This window comes from Streptomyces sp. NPDC052773 (genome assembly GCF_044547145.1).
Taxonomy (GTDB): Bacteria; Actinomycetota; Actinomycetes; order Streptomycetales; family Streptomycetaceae; genus Streptomyces.
In genome coordinates, this window is sequence record NZ_JBITZX010000022.1 from 47,157 (window position 1) to 63,310 (window position 16,154).

The window sequence follows — 16,154 nt, forward strand, 5'->3', positions numbered from 1 at the left end:
ATGGTGAGACCCGGCGGCGGGCAAGGGCCGTCGTCACCGCCGCCGGGCCGGTCCGTCCGGGGTCAGCAGGCGCCGAGGTCCTGCCAGACCCCCCATTCGCCGGTGGTGCCGGGCTCCTCGCCCTTCGTCCACCACTTCGCCTTCCACGAGTGCCCCTTGTGGGACACGGTCGAACCACCGCCGTACTCGGACGTCGCGTTCCACGCGGGCGCGGTGCACGCGCCGGGCGTCGGGGTCGGCGTCGGCGTGGGGTTCGTCGGCGTGGGGTTCGTCGGGTCCGGCGAGGGCGAGGTGCCCGAGCCGGGCTCCACCAGCGTGGTGCCGCGCGCCAGGTCCCCGGCGAGGGCGTAGGTCGTGCCCGCGATGTTCACCGTCCAGTTCCACGGGGTGGACACTGGCAGGTAGTAGTTGAAGGACAGCTCCACGGACGCGCCGGGCGCCAGCGACTGCCAGGCCGGCAGCTTCAGCGAGACACGGTGGAAGTCGCCCTTGAGTCCGCCGACGTTGTTGCCCGTGTGGTCGCTGCTGATCACCTTCGTGCCGAAGCCCGACTGGTCGGAGGCGTTGCCCGGGGCGGCGGTGGAGTAGTCGAACTGGAACTCCGTACCGCCCGGCAGGGTCGTCTTCGTGTTGTTGGTGATCTTCACCTTCGGGGTGATCGGGTAGTTGGAGTCGCCGAGCTTGAACTCCCCGAACTCCACGCCGATGTTCACCGCCTTGGTGGGCAGCGGCTTGTTCGAGACCTTGGCGCCGTACGGGGAGGCCGACTTGAACTTCTCGTACATCAGCGAGGTCAGCGTGTCGCCCGCCTCGTACTGGCCCTTGGCCGCGTTCCAGTCGTAGTCGCCCGCCAGCTCCCACACCATCGTGCCGCCGATGCCCCGGTCGACGACGTAGTCGGCCTTGGCGGCCACCGACTGCTCGTCCTCGGTGGACAGGAACACCTTCTTCTCGGCGTTCCACAGCCACGGGGCGACCAGCGTGGAGTCGTACTTGCGGGCGTAGGTGCCGGTGAGCTTGGTGCCGGAGGGGAAGCCGTACTTGGTCACGTAGTCCCCGACGATGCCCTTCTCCAGGTTCTTGGCGTGCCACATCGGGTTGGACCCGGCCGGGGACTCCTTGCCGTTGTCGTCCTTGTCGTGCCACAGGTTGTCGATGCCGACGGCACCGTCACCGCACTTGGTCAGACCGGAGCCGGCCGGGCAGGTGGTCGCCGCCGCTCTGCCCCACAGCCCGTCCGTGCCGCCCTGCACGTTCTTGTGGCCGCGCGTGTAGTACGGCAGGCCGATGTTGATGCGGCCGGCCGGCATGGAGCCGCGGAAGTAGTGGTACGCCCAGTCGGTGTTGAGGTAGCCGATGCCGCCGTACTGCTGGCTGCCGTAGACGTTCGCCGCGGCCAGCTCGGCGTCCTTGCCGTCGTCGAAGAGGGAGGCGTTCGGGCCGACGTACTCGTTCCAGGCGCCGTGCAGGTCGTACGACATGATGTTGACGTAGTCCAGGTACTTCTGGACCTGGAAGGTCTCCATGCCGCGCAGCAGGTAGCCGGAGGAGGGGGCCGCGACCGAGAGCAGGTAGTGCCTGCCGTCCGCCGCGCCCGCGCGGTCCAGCTTCTCGCGCAGGGTCTTCATCAGGGCCGCGTAGCCCTTGACCAGGCCCGCCCGGCGGGGGTTGGCGAAGGACCAGTCGAGCGGGTTGCCCGCGTCCTTCATGGTGGTCGGGTACTCGTAGTCGATGTCGACGCCGTTGAAGCCGTACTTCCGGATGAACGCGACCGCGGAGTCCGCGAAGGTGTCGATGCCGGCCTGGTTGACCGAGCCGTCGGCGTTGGTGGCCATCGCGTAGAAGCCGCCGGAGTTCACCCGCTTGCCGCTGTCGTCGAAGTAGCCGCCGGTCTCCGCCCAGCCGCCCACCGAGATCAGCGTCTTCACGTCCGGGTGCTGCTTCTTGAACTTGTTCAGCAGGTTGAAGTGGCCCTTGTACGGGAACTGCGGGTCCATCTCCGCCCCACTGACGCCCGGCCAGGTCATGCCGGTGGCGGGGTTGGCCGGCCCGTCCGTGCCGACGGAAATCTTGTTGTTCGCGTCGATGTGGGCGAAGGCGTAGTTGAGGTGCGTGACCTTGTCCCAGGGGATGTCCGGGGCGAGATACGCGGGCGTGCCGTCCTTGCCGGTACGCCAGCCGGTGAAGTAGCCGATCACCCGGCGCTGGTGGTCGGCGCCCATCTTCTCCCGGCCCTCGGAGTCGTAGACCGAGCAGTACGGGACGTCGACGCCGGGCGTCTTGTAGAGGCCGTCGGGGCGACAGGACTCCTGGTCGGCGGCGTGCGAGACGGTCGCCGGGAGGCCGGCGAGCAGCAGGCCCGCGACGGCTCCGGCGGCCGCGAGCAGGGCGGGTCTGGCCCGGTGAGGTGAGGGGGACAGCACAGTCGGTTCCTCTCCACGGAAGTTGCGCAGACCCTAAAGAGGACTAGACCAGTGCGTCAATAGGTATGGACCAATCTCAAGCGCGGGTGGGCGGAGGGGAGTTGGCGTGCCCGGGAGGCGGGGGTTCCGAGGGATCCGCGCGCACGCCTTGTGAGCCACTCCACACCACACGCCCGTATGGACGACGATCGGCCGTGGCACACTGGCCCTGTACCAGTAGCAGCGCACTCCGGGGTCGGTGAAAGTCCGAACCGGCGGTTACAGTCCGCGACCCGGTCGCCTCCAGCGGCCGGTTGACCAGGTGAAATTCCTGGACCGACGGTTAAAGTCCGGATGGGAGGCAGTGCGCGGCGGGCGGGCATGTGTGCGTGCCGCCGTATGGACGCGTCCTTCGCGGGACGGGTCCCTCGGCGTCGCTCCCGGTGTCCTCGCTCGTACTTTCTGTCGTCATCGACAGCCCCGGAGTCCGTGCCCGAAGAGGCAGGAGGACCCGGGAAGTGTTCACCGGAATCGTCGAAGAGCTGGGCGAGGTCACCGCCGTCGAGAACCTCGACGACGCCTGTCGCTTCCGCCTGCGCGGCCCCGTCGTCACCGAAGGCGCGAAGCACGGCGACTCCATCGCCGTCAACGGCGTCTGCCTCACGGTCGTCGACCACGAGGGCGACGAGTTCACCGCCGACGTCATGGCCGAGACACTCAAGCGCTCCAGCCTGGGCGCCCTCACCACCGGCTCCCGCGTCAACCTCGAACGGCCCACCGCCGTCGGCGCCCGCCTCGGCGGCCACATCGTGCAGGGCCACGTCGACGGCACCGGCACGATCCTCGAACGCACCCCCTCCGAGCACTGGGAGATCGTGAAGATCTCCCTCCCCGCCGACCTCGCCCGCTACGTCGTCGAGAAGGGCTCCATCACCGTCGACGGCATCAGCCTCACCGTCGTCGAGGCAGGCTCCGACCACTTCACCGTCAGCCTCATCCCGACCACCCTCGCCCTGACCACGCTCGGCATCAAGCAGCCCGGCGACCCGGTCAACCTCGAGGTCGACGTGATCGCCAAGTACGTCGAGCGGCTGCTCACGACCGGTCAGGGGGAGACCCGGTGAACTGGCTCGACTCCGAGGCCTTCACCCTCTTCGGCCAGCACATCATCTGGCTGGACATGGTCGGCAACATCCTCGGCCTCATCACGCTCGCGCTCGGCTTCCGGCGCTCCCTGTGGACCTGGCCGGTGCAGTTCCTCTCCGGCCTCGTCCTCTTCGGCGCCTTCTACGGCCACCTGACCGGCAGCGCCGGCAAGCAGGTCGTCGTCATGCTCGTCGCCCTGTACGGCTGGTGGCAGTGGAACCGCGGCGGCGAGCGGGCCGAGGACGGCCGTATCGCCGTCCGCTTCGCCACCTGGCCCGAGCGCTTCGCGATGATCGCCGCGGCCGCCGCCGGCACCGTCGCGGTCGCCCTGCTCTTCACGGCGTACCCGCGCCTGTCCTGGGACCCCTGGCCCGACGCCTACATCTTCGTCGGCACCATCGTCGCCATGTACGCCCAGGCGCGCGGCATGGTCGAGTTCTGGTTCGCCTGGCTGCTCGTCGACCTGGTCGGCGTGCCCCTCAACTTCGCCAACGGCTACGCCTTCTCCGGTTTCGTCTACGTCATCTACGGCGCGCTCGTCCTGTGGGGCCTGCGCGACTGGTGGCTGCGTTCCCGCCGGGCGGGCCGCCCCGTCCTGGAAGGAGCCCCGGCATGACCACCGCCCCCCTGCTCTACGGCACCGACGGCATCGAGGACCTCGCCCTCGACCCGGTCGAACAGGCCATCGCCGACATCGCCGCCGGCCGCCCGGTCGTGGTGGTCGACGACGAGGACCGCGAGAACGAGGGCGACCTCGTCATCGCCGCCGAGAAAGCCACCCCCGAGATCGTCGCGTTCATGATGAGCGAGTGCCGCGGCCTGATCTGCGCCCCCATGGAGGGCGACGAACTCGACCGGCTCCGGCTGCCGCAGATGGTCGCGGACAACACCGAGTCGATGCAGACCGCGTTCACCATCTCCGTCGACGCCTCCGGCGCGCACGGCGTCACCACCGGCATCTCCGCGCCCGACCGCGCCACCACCCTCCAGCTGCTGGCGAGCGGCACCGCCGAGCCGTCCGACTTCGTCCGCCCCGGCCACATCTTCCCGCTGCGCGCCCAGCCCGGCGGCGTCCTCACCCGCAACGGCCACACCGAGGCCGCCGTCGACCTGGCCCGGCTCGCGGGCCTGCGCCCCGCCGGCGCCATCGTGGAGATCGCCGGCGAGGACGGCCAGATGCTGCGGCTGCCCGAGCTGATCCCGTTCGCCCGCAAGCACGGCCTGACGATCATCTCCATCGAGGACCTGATCGCCTACCGCCGCTCCCCCAAGCTCTCGACTCCGCTCGAGCAGGGGGCACCCCCATCATCCGAGCCCACCGTCCGCCGTGAGGCCGAGGTCCACCTGCCGACCCGGCACGGCACCTTCACGGCGTACGGCTACCGCTCCACCGTCGACGGCGTCGAGCACGTCGCCCTCGTCCACGGCGAGATCGGCGACGGCCGCGACGTCCTGGTCCGGATGCACTCCGAATGCCTCACCGGCGACGTCTTCCACTCGCTGCGCTGCGACTGCGGCCCCCAGCTGGAGGCCTCCCTGGAGCGCATCCAGGCCGCCGGCCGGGGCGTCGTGGTCTACCTGCGCGGACACGAGGGCCGCGGCATCGGCCTGCTGTCCAAGCTGCGCGCGTACGAGCTCCAGGAGCGCGGGCGTGACACCCTCGACGCCAACCTGGAGCTGGGCCTGCCCGCCGACGCCCGCGACTACGGCGCCGGTGCCCGGATCCTGACGGACCTCGGCGTGCACAGCGTGCGCCTGATGACCAACAACCCGGAGAAGTCCGACGCCCTCGTCCGCCACGGCATCGAGGTCGTCGAACGCGAGCCGATGCCCGTGACCGCGGGCGAGCACAACCTGCGCTACCTGCGCACCAAGCGGGACCGGATGGGCCACGACCTGCCCTGGCTGGACACCCCCGCGGTGCCCGCCACCTGTGGCGACCAGTGAGACCCGACCAGTAAGACCAGCACAGCGACGACCGAGGAACACCGAGGAGAGGCGAGCAAGTGAGCGGCAAGGGCGCACCGGAGCTGTCCGTACGCAATGTGGGTGACCTGCGGGTCGCCGTGATCGCGGCGCAGTGGCACGAGAAGGTGATGGACGGCCTGGTGGACGGCGCCCTGCGCGCCCTGCACGACCTGGGCATCGACGAGCCGACCCTGCTGAGGGTCCCCGGCAGCTGGGAGCTGCCCGTGGTCGCCAAGGTGCTCGCCGGACGCGGCTACGACGCGATCGTCGCCCTCGGCGTCGTCATCCGCGGCGGCACCCCCCACTTCGACTACGTGTGCCAGGGCGTCACCCAGGGCCTCACCCAGGTCTCCGTCGACACCGGCGTCCCCGTCGGCTTCGGCGTACTCACCTGCGACACCGAGGAGCAGGCCCTGGACCGGGCCGGCCTCGAGGGCTCCAGCGAGGACAAGGGGCACGAGGCGGTCACCGCGGCGGTCGCCACCGCCGCCACCCTGCGTTCAGTATCCGAACCCTGGCGCTGAGGGACCCGGGTAAGCGCGTAGGGTAAGGACCACCATGTCCAAGAAGACGTTCGAGGAGCTCTTCACCGAGCTCCAGCACAAGGCCGCCCACGGCGATCCCGCCACCTCCCGCACCGCGGAACTGGTGGAGAAGGGCGTCCACGCCATCGGCAAGAAGGTCGTCGAAGAGGCCGCAGAGGTCTGGATGGCCGCCGAGTACGAGGGCAAGGAGGCGGCCGCCGAGGAGATCTCGCAGCTGCTGTACCACGTCCAGGTGATGATGGTCGCCCGCGGTATCTCCCTGGACGACGTCTACGCCCACCTGTAAAGCCCACCCCACCCACCCCGCACCAGCACTTACGCAAAGGAAGCCGACCTCATGCTGCGCATCGCCGTTCCCAACAAGGGTTCACTCTCCGGCCCTGCGGCGGAGATGCTGCATGAGGCTGGCTACCAGCAGCGCCGCGAATCCAAGGAACTGCGGATCGTCGACCCGGGCAACGAGGTGGAGTTCTTCTACCTCCGCCCCCGCGACATCGCGATCTACGTCTCCTCCGGCAAGCTCGACATCGGCATCACCGGCCGCGACCTGCTGATCGACTCCGGCGCCAACGCCGAGGAGATCCTGCCGCTGGGCTTCGCCCGCTCCACCTTCCGCTACGCCACCAAGCCGGGCACGGCCAAGGGCGTGGAGGACCTGAGCGGCATGACGGTCGCCACCTCCTACGAGGGCATCGTCGCCAAGCACCTCGCCGACAACGGCATCGACGCCTCCGTCGTCCACCTCGACGGCGCCGTCGAGACCGCCATCGAACTCGGCGTCGCCGAGGTCATCGCGGACGTCGTCGAGACCGGCACCTCGCTGCGCAACGCTGGCCTGGAGGTCATCGGCGAGCCGATCATGCAGTCCGAGGCCGTCGTCATCCGCCGCACCGGCGCCGACGCCGAGGAGGAGAAGGTCCAGCAGTTCCTGCGCCGCCTCCAGGGCGTCCTGGTCGCCCGGACGTACGTGATGATGGACTACGACTGCCGGGTCGAGCAGCTGGAGAAGGCCGTCGCCCTCACCCCGGGCCTGGAGTCGCCGACCATCTCCCCGCTCCACAACGAGGGCTGGGTCGCCGTCCGCGCCATGGTCCCCGCGAAGGACGCCCAGCGGATCATGGACGACCTGTACGCCATCGGAGCGCGGGCCATCCTGACGACGGCCATCCACGCCTGCCGGCTCTGAGAAGGCGGCGCACGATGTCGGAACCCGCACCCCTGCCCGAGCTGCCCGTCACCCTCCGGCCCACCCGGACCCGGGCCGTCCTGCTCACCGCCGCCGCCGCGATCTTCGTCACCGTGTCGCTGGTCGCGCTGCTGCTGGAGCGCCTCAGCCCGGCCGAGAAGCTGAGCTTCGTCTTCACGGCCGCCCTGCTTGCCTGGGTGCTGCTGCGGCTGGCGCGCCCCAAGGTCGTCGCCGAGGAGTCCGGGGTGACGGTCGTCAACTTCGGCAGCGTCCGCCGGCTGGAGTGGGCGGAGATCGTCCAGGTCAACCTGCGGGTCGGCGACCCGTGGGCGTTCCTCGACCTGAGCGACGGCACCAGCCTGCCCGTCATCGGCATCCAGCCGGGCATCGGCAAGGAGCAGGCCATCGCCCACGCCCGCACCCTGAGGGCCCTGGTCGAGGCCCGCACCGGGGAACACGAGAGCTGATCCGGGGACACGTCCGGGCCGACCCGGGGCTCGCGCCGGGCGGACTCGGGGGCCACGTCCGGGCGGACTCCGGGGCACATCCGGGGTGCTCACCCTGCCGTACAACCCCCTGTCTTGATTAATCTGTGAGGCGGAGGCGCGTTCCCTGCGCCTCCGCCCCTGTCGTGCCGTCCTGGCGGACAGGGGTTCCTGCTACCCGAGGAGTGACCCTCTCCGGCGATGGACGGATCGTCCTGTAGTACCTGCGCCGCCCCCTGCCGACATAGCGCGGACCGCCTCCACGAGGCCCGCGCCCGTGCGGAGGCGGCGGCATCATGACCATCCCCCTGCTGCTCCTGGCAGCCGCGTTCCTGCTGATCCTCGCCAACGGCTTCTTCGTGGCCGCCGAGTTCGGCCTGGTGACGGTCGAGCGCCCGGAGGCCGAGAAGGCCGCCGCCGAGGGCGACCGACGGGCTCTCAGGGTGGTCGCCTCCCTGAAGGAGCTGTCCTTCCAGCTCTCCGGCACCCAGCTCGGCATCACGATCACTTCCCTGGTCGTCGGCATGCTCGCCGAACCGGCCCTCGCCCGGCTGCTCGACGGCCCGCTCACGGCCGTCGGCATCCCCGACGGCGCGGTGTCCGGCGTGTCCGTGGTCATCGGCATGCTGCTGGCCTCGGCCGTGCAGATGGTGGTCGGCGAACTGGTCCCCAAGAACTGGGCGGTGTCCCGCCCGATGCAGGTCGCGCGCTTCGTCGCGGGCCCGCAGCACGCCTTCGCCCGCCTGTTCCGCCCGGTGATCGCCGGACTGAACGGCGTCGCCAACCGCCTCGTCCGCGCCCTGGGCTTCGAGCCCGCCGAGGAGCTGGCCTCCGCCCGTACGCCGGGCGAGCTGGTCTCCCTGGCCCGCCACTCGGCCCGGGCCGGCGCCCTGGAACAGGACACCGCGGACCTCTTCGTCCGGACCCTGTCGCTGGGCGAGCTGACCGCGCAGCATGTGATGACCCCGCGCGTGAAGGTCAGCGCGCTGCAGTCGTCGGCGACCGCCGAGGACGTGGTCAACCTGACCCGCGCCACCGGGCTGTCCCGCTTCCCGGTCTACCGGGAGCGGATCGACGAGGTCGTCGGCATGGTCCACCTCAAGGACGCCCTGGCGATACCGGCCCAGGAACGGCTGCGCACCCCCGTGGCCCGCATCGCCCGGCCCGCCCTGCTCGTCCCCGAGACCCTGCCCGTAAGGCCGCTGCTGGCCCGGCTGCGCAGCGAGCAGCCCATCGCGGTCGTCGTCGACGAGTACGGCGGCACCGCCGGGGTCGTGACCCTGGAGGACATCGTCGAGGAGATCGTCGGCGAGGTCCGCGACGAGCACGACGACGTGCTCGACGACGCACCCGACCTCGCCCCCGCCCCGTCCGAGGACGGCCGGCCCGCCTGGGACGTCGACGGCAGCTGCCGGGTCGACACCCTGCTGCGGATCGGCCTCGAGGTCCCCGAGGGGCCGTACGAGACGGTCGCCGGGCTCGTCGCCGACCTGCTCGGCCGGATCCCGGCCGTCGGCGACCGCGCGGAACTGCCCGGCTGGCGCCTGGCCGTGCGCCAGGTCGGCCACTACCGCGCCGAGCGGGTCCGCCTGGTGCGTACGGCACCCGCCCTGGAGGCCGCCCGATGAGCGTGCTCCAACTGCTCTTCGCCGCGCTGCTCGTGCTCGCCAACGGCTTCTTCGTGGGCGCCGAGTTCGCGCTGGTCTCCGTGCGCCGCAGCCAGATCGAACCGCTCGGCACGGCCCGCGCCCGCCAGGTGCTCTACGGCCTGGAGCGGCTGCCGCAGATGATGGCCGCCGCCCAGTTCGGCATCACCGTCTGCTCGCTGACGCTGGGCGCGGTCGCCGAACCGACCGTCGCGCGGCTGCTGGAGCCGGTCTTCGCGTGGATCCACCTGCCGCACGCGATGATCCACCCGCTGGGCTATGTCATCGCGCTGGCCACCGTCGTCTTCTTCCACCTCGTCATCGGCGAGATGGTCCCGAAGAACCTGGCGATGGCCGCCCCCGAGAAGGCCGCGCTGTGGCTGAGCCCCGGACTGGTCGCCTTCGCCCGGCTGTGCCGGCCGATCACCGTGGCCCTCGGCGCCTGCGCCCAGGGCGTGCTGCGGCTGTTCCGGGTCGAGCCCAAGGACGAGGTCGAGGCCGTCTTCACCAGCGAACAGCTCAACCGGCTGGTGGAGGACTCCGGCCAGGCCGGACTGCTCGACCCGGAGGAGGCCGAACGCCTGGAGGACGCCCTGGAGCTGGGCTCGCGCCCGGTGACGGACGTCCTGCTGACGCGGGAGTCGCTGGTGACGGTGGATCCGTCGGTCACCCCCGGCCAGATCGTCGAACTGACCGCGCGCACCGGCTACTCCCGGTTCCCCGTGGCCGCGGACGCCGGTGCCTTCATGGGCTATCTGCATGTGAAGGACGTCCTCGACCTGGAGGACTCCGACCGCGCGGTGCCGCAGCAGCTGTGGCGCCCGATGACGACCCTGCGCCCCGAACTGCCCCTCGACGACGCCCTGACCGTCATGCGCCGCGCCGCCACCCACCTCGCCCAGGTGGCCGACGCCTCCGGCCGGGTGCTGGGCCTCGTGGCCCTGGAGGACGTCCTGGAACTGCTGGTCGGCGAGGTGCGCGACCCGGCGCACCGCGAGCCCGTGCCGACGGTGACCGAACCGCGGTCGGGCGAGGAGGTGCTGACCGCCTGACGGGCGGGCGGGGCCGCGGGGGACTCCGGCCGGGCCGCGGGAGCCCGGGGCGGGGCCGCGGGGTGCGTCACAGCGCCGACGGATCCTGCGGCCCCCGCCCCGACAGCACCTCGCCGTACGCCTGCATCAGGTCCGGCAGGCGCAGCGTGGCCAGGTCCTCCCGGGTCAGCGTCCCCGGATAGGTGGACAGCCGCAGATCGCGGTACGCGCAGCTCTTCTCGTACAGCGTCCGCAGGAACCGCCCGTTGCCCAGCTCGTCGATCCAGCCCTGGTCGACCACGTGCCCGGCGATCGACCGCAGCTCCTCCAGCGACTCCTCGTCCCACACGTCGCCGTTCTCCGCGGCCAGCACCTCGCCGATCGCGGTCAGCTCCAGCGGGCGGTACGAGGGGAAGTCGACCCGGGTGGTGAAACGGGAGGACAGACCGGGGTTGGCGGCCAGCAGGCGGTCCATGCCCTCGGGGTAGCCGGCCAGGATCACCACCAGGTGGTCGCGGTTGTCCTCGGCCCGCTTCAGCAGCACCTGCAACGCCTCGTCGCCGTACGCGTCGCCCTTGCCGTAGCCGGAGTTGGAGAGCGAGTACGCCTCGTCGACGAAGAGCACCCCGCCGAGCGCGGAGTCGATCAGTTCGTTGGCCTTGACGGCCGTCTGGCCCAGATACTCGCCGACCAGGTCGGCGCGCTGCGCCTCCACCAGGTGGTCGCCGCCGAGCAGGCCGAGCGCGTAGAAGACCCGGCCGAGGATGCGGGCGACGGTGGTCTTGCCGGTGCCGGAGGGGCCGGAGAAGACGAAGTGCCGCTTGGGCGGCTGGACGGGCAGCCCCTGACCGGCCCGCAGCCGCGCCATGTTGAGCTGTGCCGACAGGGCCTTGACCTGCCGTTTCACCGGCTCCAAGCCCACCATGCGCTCCAGTTCGGCGAGCGCCTCCTCGAGTAAGTCGGGGTCGGTGGGCCCGGTCGGCAGCGGCTGCACGGGCAGCACCGTCTTCTCCCGCACCGCAGGATCGCTCACCGAGGGCAGCGGGCCGGCGGGCGGCGGCTGCGGGTCGGACAGCTTCAGGTTCCGGTCCTCGGTGCCGTAGAGCGGATCGAGCCCGTCGACGCCGTCGAGGCCGTCCGGACCGGCGCCGGAGAGGGCGAGCGCGGTGAGACCGTCCGTCTCGTCGTACCCGTCGCCCTCGGCGATGGCGGCGAGCCGCGCGGAGGTGTCCATGAAGGCGGGGTCGACGCGGTGCACGGCCCGGTACAGCGGGAGCGCCGCCGCCGAGCGGCCGGTGCCCTCGTGCGCCCGCGCCAGCCAGTACCGCAGCTCCTTGCGCTGCGGCTGCTCGCTGCGGCAGCGCATCAGGGCAGCGGACAACAGGGGTTCGGCCTGGCCGTACATCTCCAGCCGGACCCGGGCCATGCCGCCGAACAGGCCCGCCTCGATGCCGAGCAGCGGATCGTCGAGCAGCGGATCGGTGTGCCGTACCAACTGCTCCCAGTCCTTGACCAGGTAGGCCCGGCAGGCGTGCAGGAAGCGGACCTGCTGGTCGGTGTCGACGGGCGGCAGTCCGGCGAGGGCCCGGTCCAGCTCGGGGACGTGGCGGCCGTCCAGCCAGTGCGAGGCGTGCGCGAGCAGCAGATCGCGCGGGGTCTCCAGCACCGGCTGCACCCACCAGCCCAGCCAGTACCAGGAGTTGAGGGTGCGCCGGTGGCGGGCGCGCTGCTCGCCGAAGCGGTCCCGGTGGCGGAACATCCGCAGCAGGGCGGTGGTGGTGTCGACGCGCAGCGCGTGCAGCCCCAGCCAGCCGTCGGCCATCCCGGGGTCGAGGCGCACCGCGGTCCGGAACTCCTCCTCCGCCTGCGGATAGGCACCCATGGTGTAGGCGTCCACGCCCCGCAGCCAGGCGAGGTCGGCCGGGGCCTCGGGGCCCTGCCCGGCGAAGTCCATCACGTCCCCCCACAAACCGTGCCCCCGCTGGTTCACCGCCGGGCCGTCACCCGGCGGCCGCTCGGTCGAACCGCTGTGCAGCGGACCGGAGTTGCGACAGTGGGCATCGTACCCGCGGGCCGGGGGCCCGCCGAAGGGCGCCGCAGGGCACGTTCGGCGAGGTGGGAGCAGAAGGGGCGCACACCGTGTGGTGACCCAGGGTGAGCGAACCGGAGCGCGCGCGTGCCGGAAAAGGTGACGAGAGCAGAACGAAGCCCCCGGTCACGGGGGAACAACCGGGGGCTTCGCGTCTTTCGGCGGCGCCGTTTGGCCGCACATTGAGAACGTAAGTCCTGTACGGCCCCTCGGTCAAGCCGAGTTGGAGCACTCGGCCAAGTTCGCACGCAAGGGTCTTCACAGGTTCACCACATCGAAGACGGCCCATCACGCAGCGTCACGCACGGGTCCCCGCCGGAGCGTCTCACGCGCCCCGGCAGCACCTCGTATCCCCCTGGCACCTGGCGCACCAGAAGGTCGGCGTACGGCCGCGAGGGGTCGTCGGCGAAATGCCGCCGCTCCGCCGGAACCCAGCCGTCCCAGAACTCCCGCTGTTCCTCTCCGTCCCGGGAGCGGCCCCGCGCCCAGGACTCCTCGCGGGGCAACTCCATCCACAGCAGGTGCGCGAGCGACGGGCGCAGCGCGCGGCGGCCGGCGCCCACGCCCTCGACGAGGACCACCGGGGCGGGCGGCAGCGGACGCGGCGGGCCGAACCGGCGGGCGCGCCAGTCGTAAGGGGCGTAGCGGGCGGTGGCCCCGCGGCGCAGCGGCTCGATCACCTGGGCGAGCAGCCGGTCCGTCCAGTCGAACAGCTCCTCGTGGCTCGCGATGTCGTCCAGGTGGAGCACCGGCGCCCCGCCGAGCGCGCCGGCCAGCTCCCCGGCGAAGGTCGACTTCCCGGACCCGGCGTGCCCGTCGACACCGACGAGGCGGACGGGGCCGCAGGACGGGGGGAGGCGGCGCAGCGTGCGGGCGAGGTCGTTCAGGGGGTGGGACACGTGCCCATCATGCCGCGCGACGGGACCGGGCCGTCGGGGGCGTCATCCGGGGTGCCGACCCAGGGCCGTCAGTGGTGTCGACCAATATTTGTGGGCGTGGCATGGCCCGAAGTGCTGGCAGGGCGGTCCACGCGCGTCCATAGTTGGCGGACACAACCCCACACAGCCGTGCCGGCACGACCGTGAACAGCTGTGCGGGAGGCGACCGCGCACGACCGTGCCGCCGCGCCCGCACACCGCCGTGCAAGGACCTGCCCGTCTCGCACCCCTGGGAGTCATGCGCCCATGAGCAGAGCCGAACAGCCGTCCCGCAGAACCGTCCTGGCCGCCGCCGTCGTCGCCGCGGTCACCGGCAGCGCGGGGACGGCCCTGGCCGACAGTACCGCGACCGCCGGCGGGGCCGGTGCCGGGGCCCCGGCCCGCCCCATCGACAACCGCGCCTGGACCACGTACACCGACTGGCGCTCCGGCACCGCCAAGGGCACCCGCGCCGTCGCCGGCGCCCGGCCCGGCCTGGCGATGGCCGCCCCGCTCGGCACCCTCGACTACCGGGACCCGCACACCGGGAAGACCTCCCGCTGGGAGTACGCGACATGGACCTCGCCCGTCCACCGGCTCTCCGTGCCCGCCACCGAGGCCGTCCCGTCCTGGAACGCGCACACCCCGGACGGCACCTGGATCCAGATCGACCTCAAGGGCACCTACTCCGACGGCACCGACACCCCCTGGTACGTCATGGGCCGCTGGGCCTCCGGCGACCAGGACATCCGGCGCACCTCGGTCGACGACCAGGGCGACGGCAAGAGCAGCGTGTGGACGGACACCTTCGCCATCGACAGCCCGTCGTCCGGACTGCGCCTGGTGTCGTACCGGCTCCGCCTCACCCTGCACCGGCGCCCGGGCACCCGGCTCACCCCGACCGTGTGGCGGGTGGGCGCGATGGGCTCCGCCGTCCCCGACCGGTTCACCGTCCCCGCCTCCACCCCGGGCCTCGCCCAGGAGCTGCCCGTCCCGCGCTACTCCCAGGAGATCCACGTCGGCCAGTACCCCGAGTACGACAACGGCGGCGAGGCCTGGTGCAGCCCCACCTCCTCGCAGATGATCATCGAGTACTGGGGCGGCCGGCTGACCCCCGAGCAGCTCTCCTGGGTCAACCCGGACTACGCCGACCCGCAGGTGTGCCACGCGGCCCGGTACACCTACGACTACCAGTACGCGGGCTGCGGCAACTGGCCGTTCAACGCCGCCTACGCGGCCACCTTCAAGGATCTCCAGGGCGTGGTGACCCGGCTCGCGTCGCTGACCGAGCTGGAGACGCTGATCGCGGCGGGCATCCCGGCCATCACCTCCCAGTCCTTCCTGAAGGAGGAGCTGACCGGCGCGGGCTACGGCACCGCCGGGCACCTGATGACCGTGATCGGCTTCACCGCCGAGGGCGACGTGATCGCCAACGACCCCGCCTCGCCGAGCAACGAGGCGGTGCGGCGCGTCTACAAGCGGCGCGAGTTCGAGAACATCTGGCTGCGGACCAAGCGGTACAACGCCTCCGGCAAGGTCGTCTCCGGCACCGGCGGCGTCTGCTACCTCTACTTCCCGGCCCGGCCGACCCCGCGCCAGCGGGCGGCGCTCGAGGCGGTCGGCGTGCGCTGAGCCCTCCGCGAGCGCCCGGGAGCATCCGGGGAGCGCCTGGGGAGCGGCCGGGGCTGTGAGGAACGTCTCGGCCGCAAAGGGCGCGCGCGGTGGCAAGGTGGACAGATCGGTGGGGAACGCCCGCCGCTGTCCCCTTGTACGCACGAGACCAGCGAGACACACATGACCGCCACTTCGCTCACCGCCGCCCGCGCCCGCACCGGCGGCCCCCAGGACGACGGCCCGAAGATCGTCGAGCATGTCATGGGCTGGGTCCTGGTGGTCGTCGTCGCCATGCTGATCACCCAGCTCGGCCTGCTGTGACCCCCGGCACAGCGGCGCTGTGACCTGACACATATCCGTCCGGCCCGACCTGCCATACTGCGGATGTCCCGCCGCCCGCTGGAACCAGGGTCGAAAGTGAACATCAGTGAACAGCGCGACGTCGCCCGTCCCCGGGCGCGCGGAACCGAGCGCTCCGCCGCGCGCCGCGCCGAACTCATCGCCATCGGGCGGAGGTTGTTCGCCGACAGGTCCTACGACGCGCTGTCCATGGACGACATCGCCCGCCAGGCCCATGTCGCCAAAGGGCTGATCTACTACTACTTCCAGTCCAAGCGCGGCTACTACCTGGCCATCGTCCAGGACTCCGTCGCGGACCTGGTCACCTTCGCGGCGAGCGGCCTCGAACTGCCGGCGCGGGAGCGGGTGGAGCGCACCGTCGACGGCTATCTGCGCTACGCCGAGCACAACCAGGCGGCGTACCGCACCATCGTCAGCGGGGGCGTCGGCTTCGACGCCGAGGTGCAGGCCATCCGGGACGGGGTGCGCGAGGCGATCGTCACGACCATCGCCGAAGGGGCGTACGGCCGCCGGGAGATCACCCCGCTGGCGCGGATGGGGCTGCTCGGCTGGGTGTGCGGCGTCGAGGGCGCCACCCTCGACTGGATCGACCGCCCCGGCCTGTCCCGCGAGCTCATGCGGGAGCTGCTGGTGAAGACGCTCGGCGGCGCCATGCGGGCCATCGAGGAACTCGACCCCGCCTACCCGGCGCCGGGCCCCGCCCACCGCGACGGCTGACGCCGAGGGGCGGAGACCGGCGTCCGGTCCCCGCCCCCGGGGGGTGTG

Annotated in this window: 15 protein-coding genes and 1 riboswitch; of the genes, 12 read left to right on the forward strand and 3 right to left on the reverse strand. The window is 71.6% G+C overall.

Annotated elements, in window-relative coordinates; translation table 11 throughout:
* Positions 1-62: 62 nt before the first annotated feature.
* Positions 63-2,423 carry a chitinase C-terminal domain-containing protein gene (locus ACIG0D_RS33185; RefSeq protein ID WP_399808543.1) on the reverse strand — a complete coding sequence of 787 codons (2,361 nt, stop codon included), beginning with the start codon at positions 2,421-2,423 and terminating at the stop codon, positions 63-65.
* Between the two features lie 220 nt (positions 2,424-2,643).
* A riboswitch (FMN riboswitch) is annotated at positions 2,644-2,774 on the forward strand.
* A gap of 146 nt (positions 2,775-2,920) precedes the next feature.
* Between ACIG0D_RS33185 and ACIG0D_RS33190 the strand changes: the two genes are divergently transcribed.
* The 9 genes from ACIG0D_RS33190 to ACIG0D_RS33230 all read left to right on the forward strand — a co-directional run bounded on the left by ACIG0D_RS33190 (position 2,921) and on the right by ACIG0D_RS33230 (position 10,430).
* Positions 2,921-3,526, forward strand: a complete 606-nt coding sequence (locus ACIG0D_RS33190) for a riboflavin synthase (RefSeq protein ID WP_399808546.1) — start codon at positions 2,921-2,923, stop codon at positions 3,524-3,526.
* On the forward strand, positions 3,523-4,164 hold the full coding sequence (locus tag ACIG0D_RS33195; RefSeq protein ID WP_399808549.1) for a nicotinamide riboside transporter PnuC: 642 nt from the start codon (positions 3,523-3,525) through the stop codon (positions 4,162-4,164). Before ACIG0D_RS33190 ends, ACIG0D_RS33195 begins: the two co-directional genes overlap by 4 nt.
* Complete coding sequence (locus ACIG0D_RS33200; protein WP_399808552.1) at positions 4,161-5,495, forward strand: bifunctional 3,4-dihydroxy-2-butanone-4-phosphate synthase/GTP cyclohydrolase II; 1,335 nt, start codon at positions 4,161-4,163, stop codon at positions 5,493-5,495. The genes ACIG0D_RS33195 and ACIG0D_RS33200 overlap by 4 nt, the downstream gene beginning before the upstream one ends.
* 59 nt (positions 5,496-5,554) lie before the next feature.
* Positions 5,555-6,040 (forward strand): 6,7-dimethyl-8-ribityllumazine synthase, encoded by a 486-nt coding sequence (gene ribH, locus ACIG0D_RS33205; RefSeq protein WP_165996607.1) that lies wholly within the window; start codon positions 5,555-5,557, stop codon positions 6,038-6,040.
* Between the two features lie 34 nt (positions 6,041-6,074).
* A complete protein-coding gene (locus ACIG0D_RS33210) occupies positions 6,075-6,347 on the forward strand; it encodes a phosphoribosyl-ATP diphosphatase (protein ID WP_048458133.1) in 273 nt (90 codons plus the stop codon).
* Positions 6,348-6,398: 51 nt separating this feature from the next.
* A complete protein-coding gene (gene hisG / locus ACIG0D_RS33215; RefSeq protein WP_365765718.1) occupies positions 6,399-7,247 on the forward strand; it encodes an ATP phosphoribosyltransferase in 849 nt (282 codons plus the stop codon).
* 14 nt (positions 7,248-7,261) lie between these two features.
* Complete coding sequence (locus tag ACIG0D_RS33220) at positions 7,262-7,714, forward strand: PH domain-containing protein (protein ID WP_399808555.1); 453 nt, start codon at positions 7,262-7,264, stop codon at positions 7,712-7,714.
* A gap of 314 nt (positions 7,715-8,028) precedes the next feature.
* Positions 8,029-9,360: a hemolysin family protein gene (locus ACIG0D_RS33225; protein WP_399808558.1), complete on the forward strand. Its 1,332-nt coding sequence runs from the start codon at positions 8,029-8,031 to the stop codon at positions 9,358-9,360.
* Positions 9,357-10,430 (forward strand): hemolysin family protein, encoded by a 1,074-nt coding sequence (locus ACIG0D_RS33230; protein ID WP_399808561.1) that lies wholly within the window; start codon positions 9,357-9,359, stop codon positions 10,428-10,430. Before ACIG0D_RS33225 ends, ACIG0D_RS33230 begins: the two co-directional genes overlap by 4 nt.
* 67 nt (positions 10,431-10,497) lie before the next feature.
* Here ACIG0D_RS33230 and ACIG0D_RS33235 read toward each other — a convergent pair whose 3' ends face one another.
* Positions 10,498-12,363: an AAA family ATPase gene (locus ACIG0D_RS33235; protein WP_399808564.1), complete on the reverse strand. Its 1,866-nt coding sequence runs from the start codon at positions 12,361-12,363 to the stop codon at positions 10,498-10,500.
* Positions 12,364-12,764: 401 nt separating this feature from the next.
* A complete protein-coding gene (locus ACIG0D_RS33240) occupies positions 12,765-13,397 on the reverse strand; it encodes a uridine kinase (protein ID WP_399808567.1) in 633 nt (210 codons plus the stop codon).
* A gap of 285 nt (positions 13,398-13,682) precedes the next feature.
* On the opposite strand from ACIG0D_RS33240, the gene ACIG0D_RS33245 reads away from it, so the two are divergent.
* From ACIG0D_RS33245 to ACIG0D_RS33255, 3 genes are all read left to right on the forward strand, one after another.
* Complete coding sequence (locus ACIG0D_RS33245) at positions 13,683-15,047, forward strand: peptidase C39 family protein (RefSeq protein ID WP_399808570.1); 1,365 nt, start codon at positions 13,683-13,685, stop codon at positions 15,045-15,047.
* A gap of 162 nt (positions 15,048-15,209) precedes the next feature.
* On the forward strand, positions 15,210-15,350 hold the full coding sequence (locus tag ACIG0D_RS33250; RefSeq protein ID WP_365766230.1) for an SCO1431 family membrane protein: 141 nt from the start codon (positions 15,210-15,212) through the stop codon (positions 15,348-15,350).
* Between the two features lie 96 nt (positions 15,351-15,446).
* Positions 15,447-16,106 (forward strand): TetR/AcrR family transcriptional regulator, encoded by a 660-nt coding sequence (locus tag ACIG0D_RS33255; RefSeq protein WP_399808574.1) that lies wholly within the window; start codon positions 15,447-15,449, stop codon positions 16,104-16,106.
* Positions 16,107-16,154 lie beyond the last annotated feature (48 nt).

Excerpts from the sequence above, each read along its gene's own strand:
- ACIG0D_RS33210 (WP_048458133.1), top strand. The coding sequence starts at position 6,075 with ATGTCCAAGAAGACGTTCGAGGAGCTCTTCACCGAGCTCCAGCACAAG.
- ACIG0D_RS33230 (WP_399808561.1), top strand. The coding sequence starts at position 9,357 with ATGAGCGTGCTCCAACTGCTCTTCGCCGCGCTGCTCGTGCTCGCCAAC.
- ACIG0D_RS33250 (WP_365766230.1), top strand. The coding sequence starts at position 15,210 with ATGACCGCCACTTCGCTCACCGCCGCCCGCGCCCGCACCGGCGGCCCC.
- hisG (WP_365765718.1), top strand. The coding sequence starts at position 6,399 with ATGCTGCGCATCGCCGTTCCCAACAAGGGTTCACTCTCCGGCCCTGCG.
- ACIG0D_RS33225 (WP_399808558.1), top strand. The coding sequence starts at position 8,029 with ATGACCATCCCCCTGCTGCTCCTGGCAGCCGCGTTCCTGCTGATCCTC.
- ACIG0D_RS33220 (WP_399808555.1), top strand. The coding sequence starts at position 7,262 with ATGTCGGAACCCGCACCCCTGCCCGAGCTGCCCGTCACCCTCCGGCCC.
- ACIG0D_RS33200 (WP_399808552.1), top strand. The coding sequence starts at position 4,161 with ATGACCACCGCCCCCCTGCTCTACGGCACCGACGGCATCGAGGACCTC.
- ACIG0D_RS33245 (WP_399808570.1), top strand. The coding sequence starts at position 13,683 with ATGAGCAGAGCCGAACAGCCGTCCCGCAGAACCGTCCTGGCCGCCGCC.
- ACIG0D_RS33235 (WP_399808564.1), bottom strand. The coding sequence starts at position 12,363 with ATGGACTTCGCCGGGCAGGGCCCCGAGGCCCCGGCCGACCTCGCCTGG.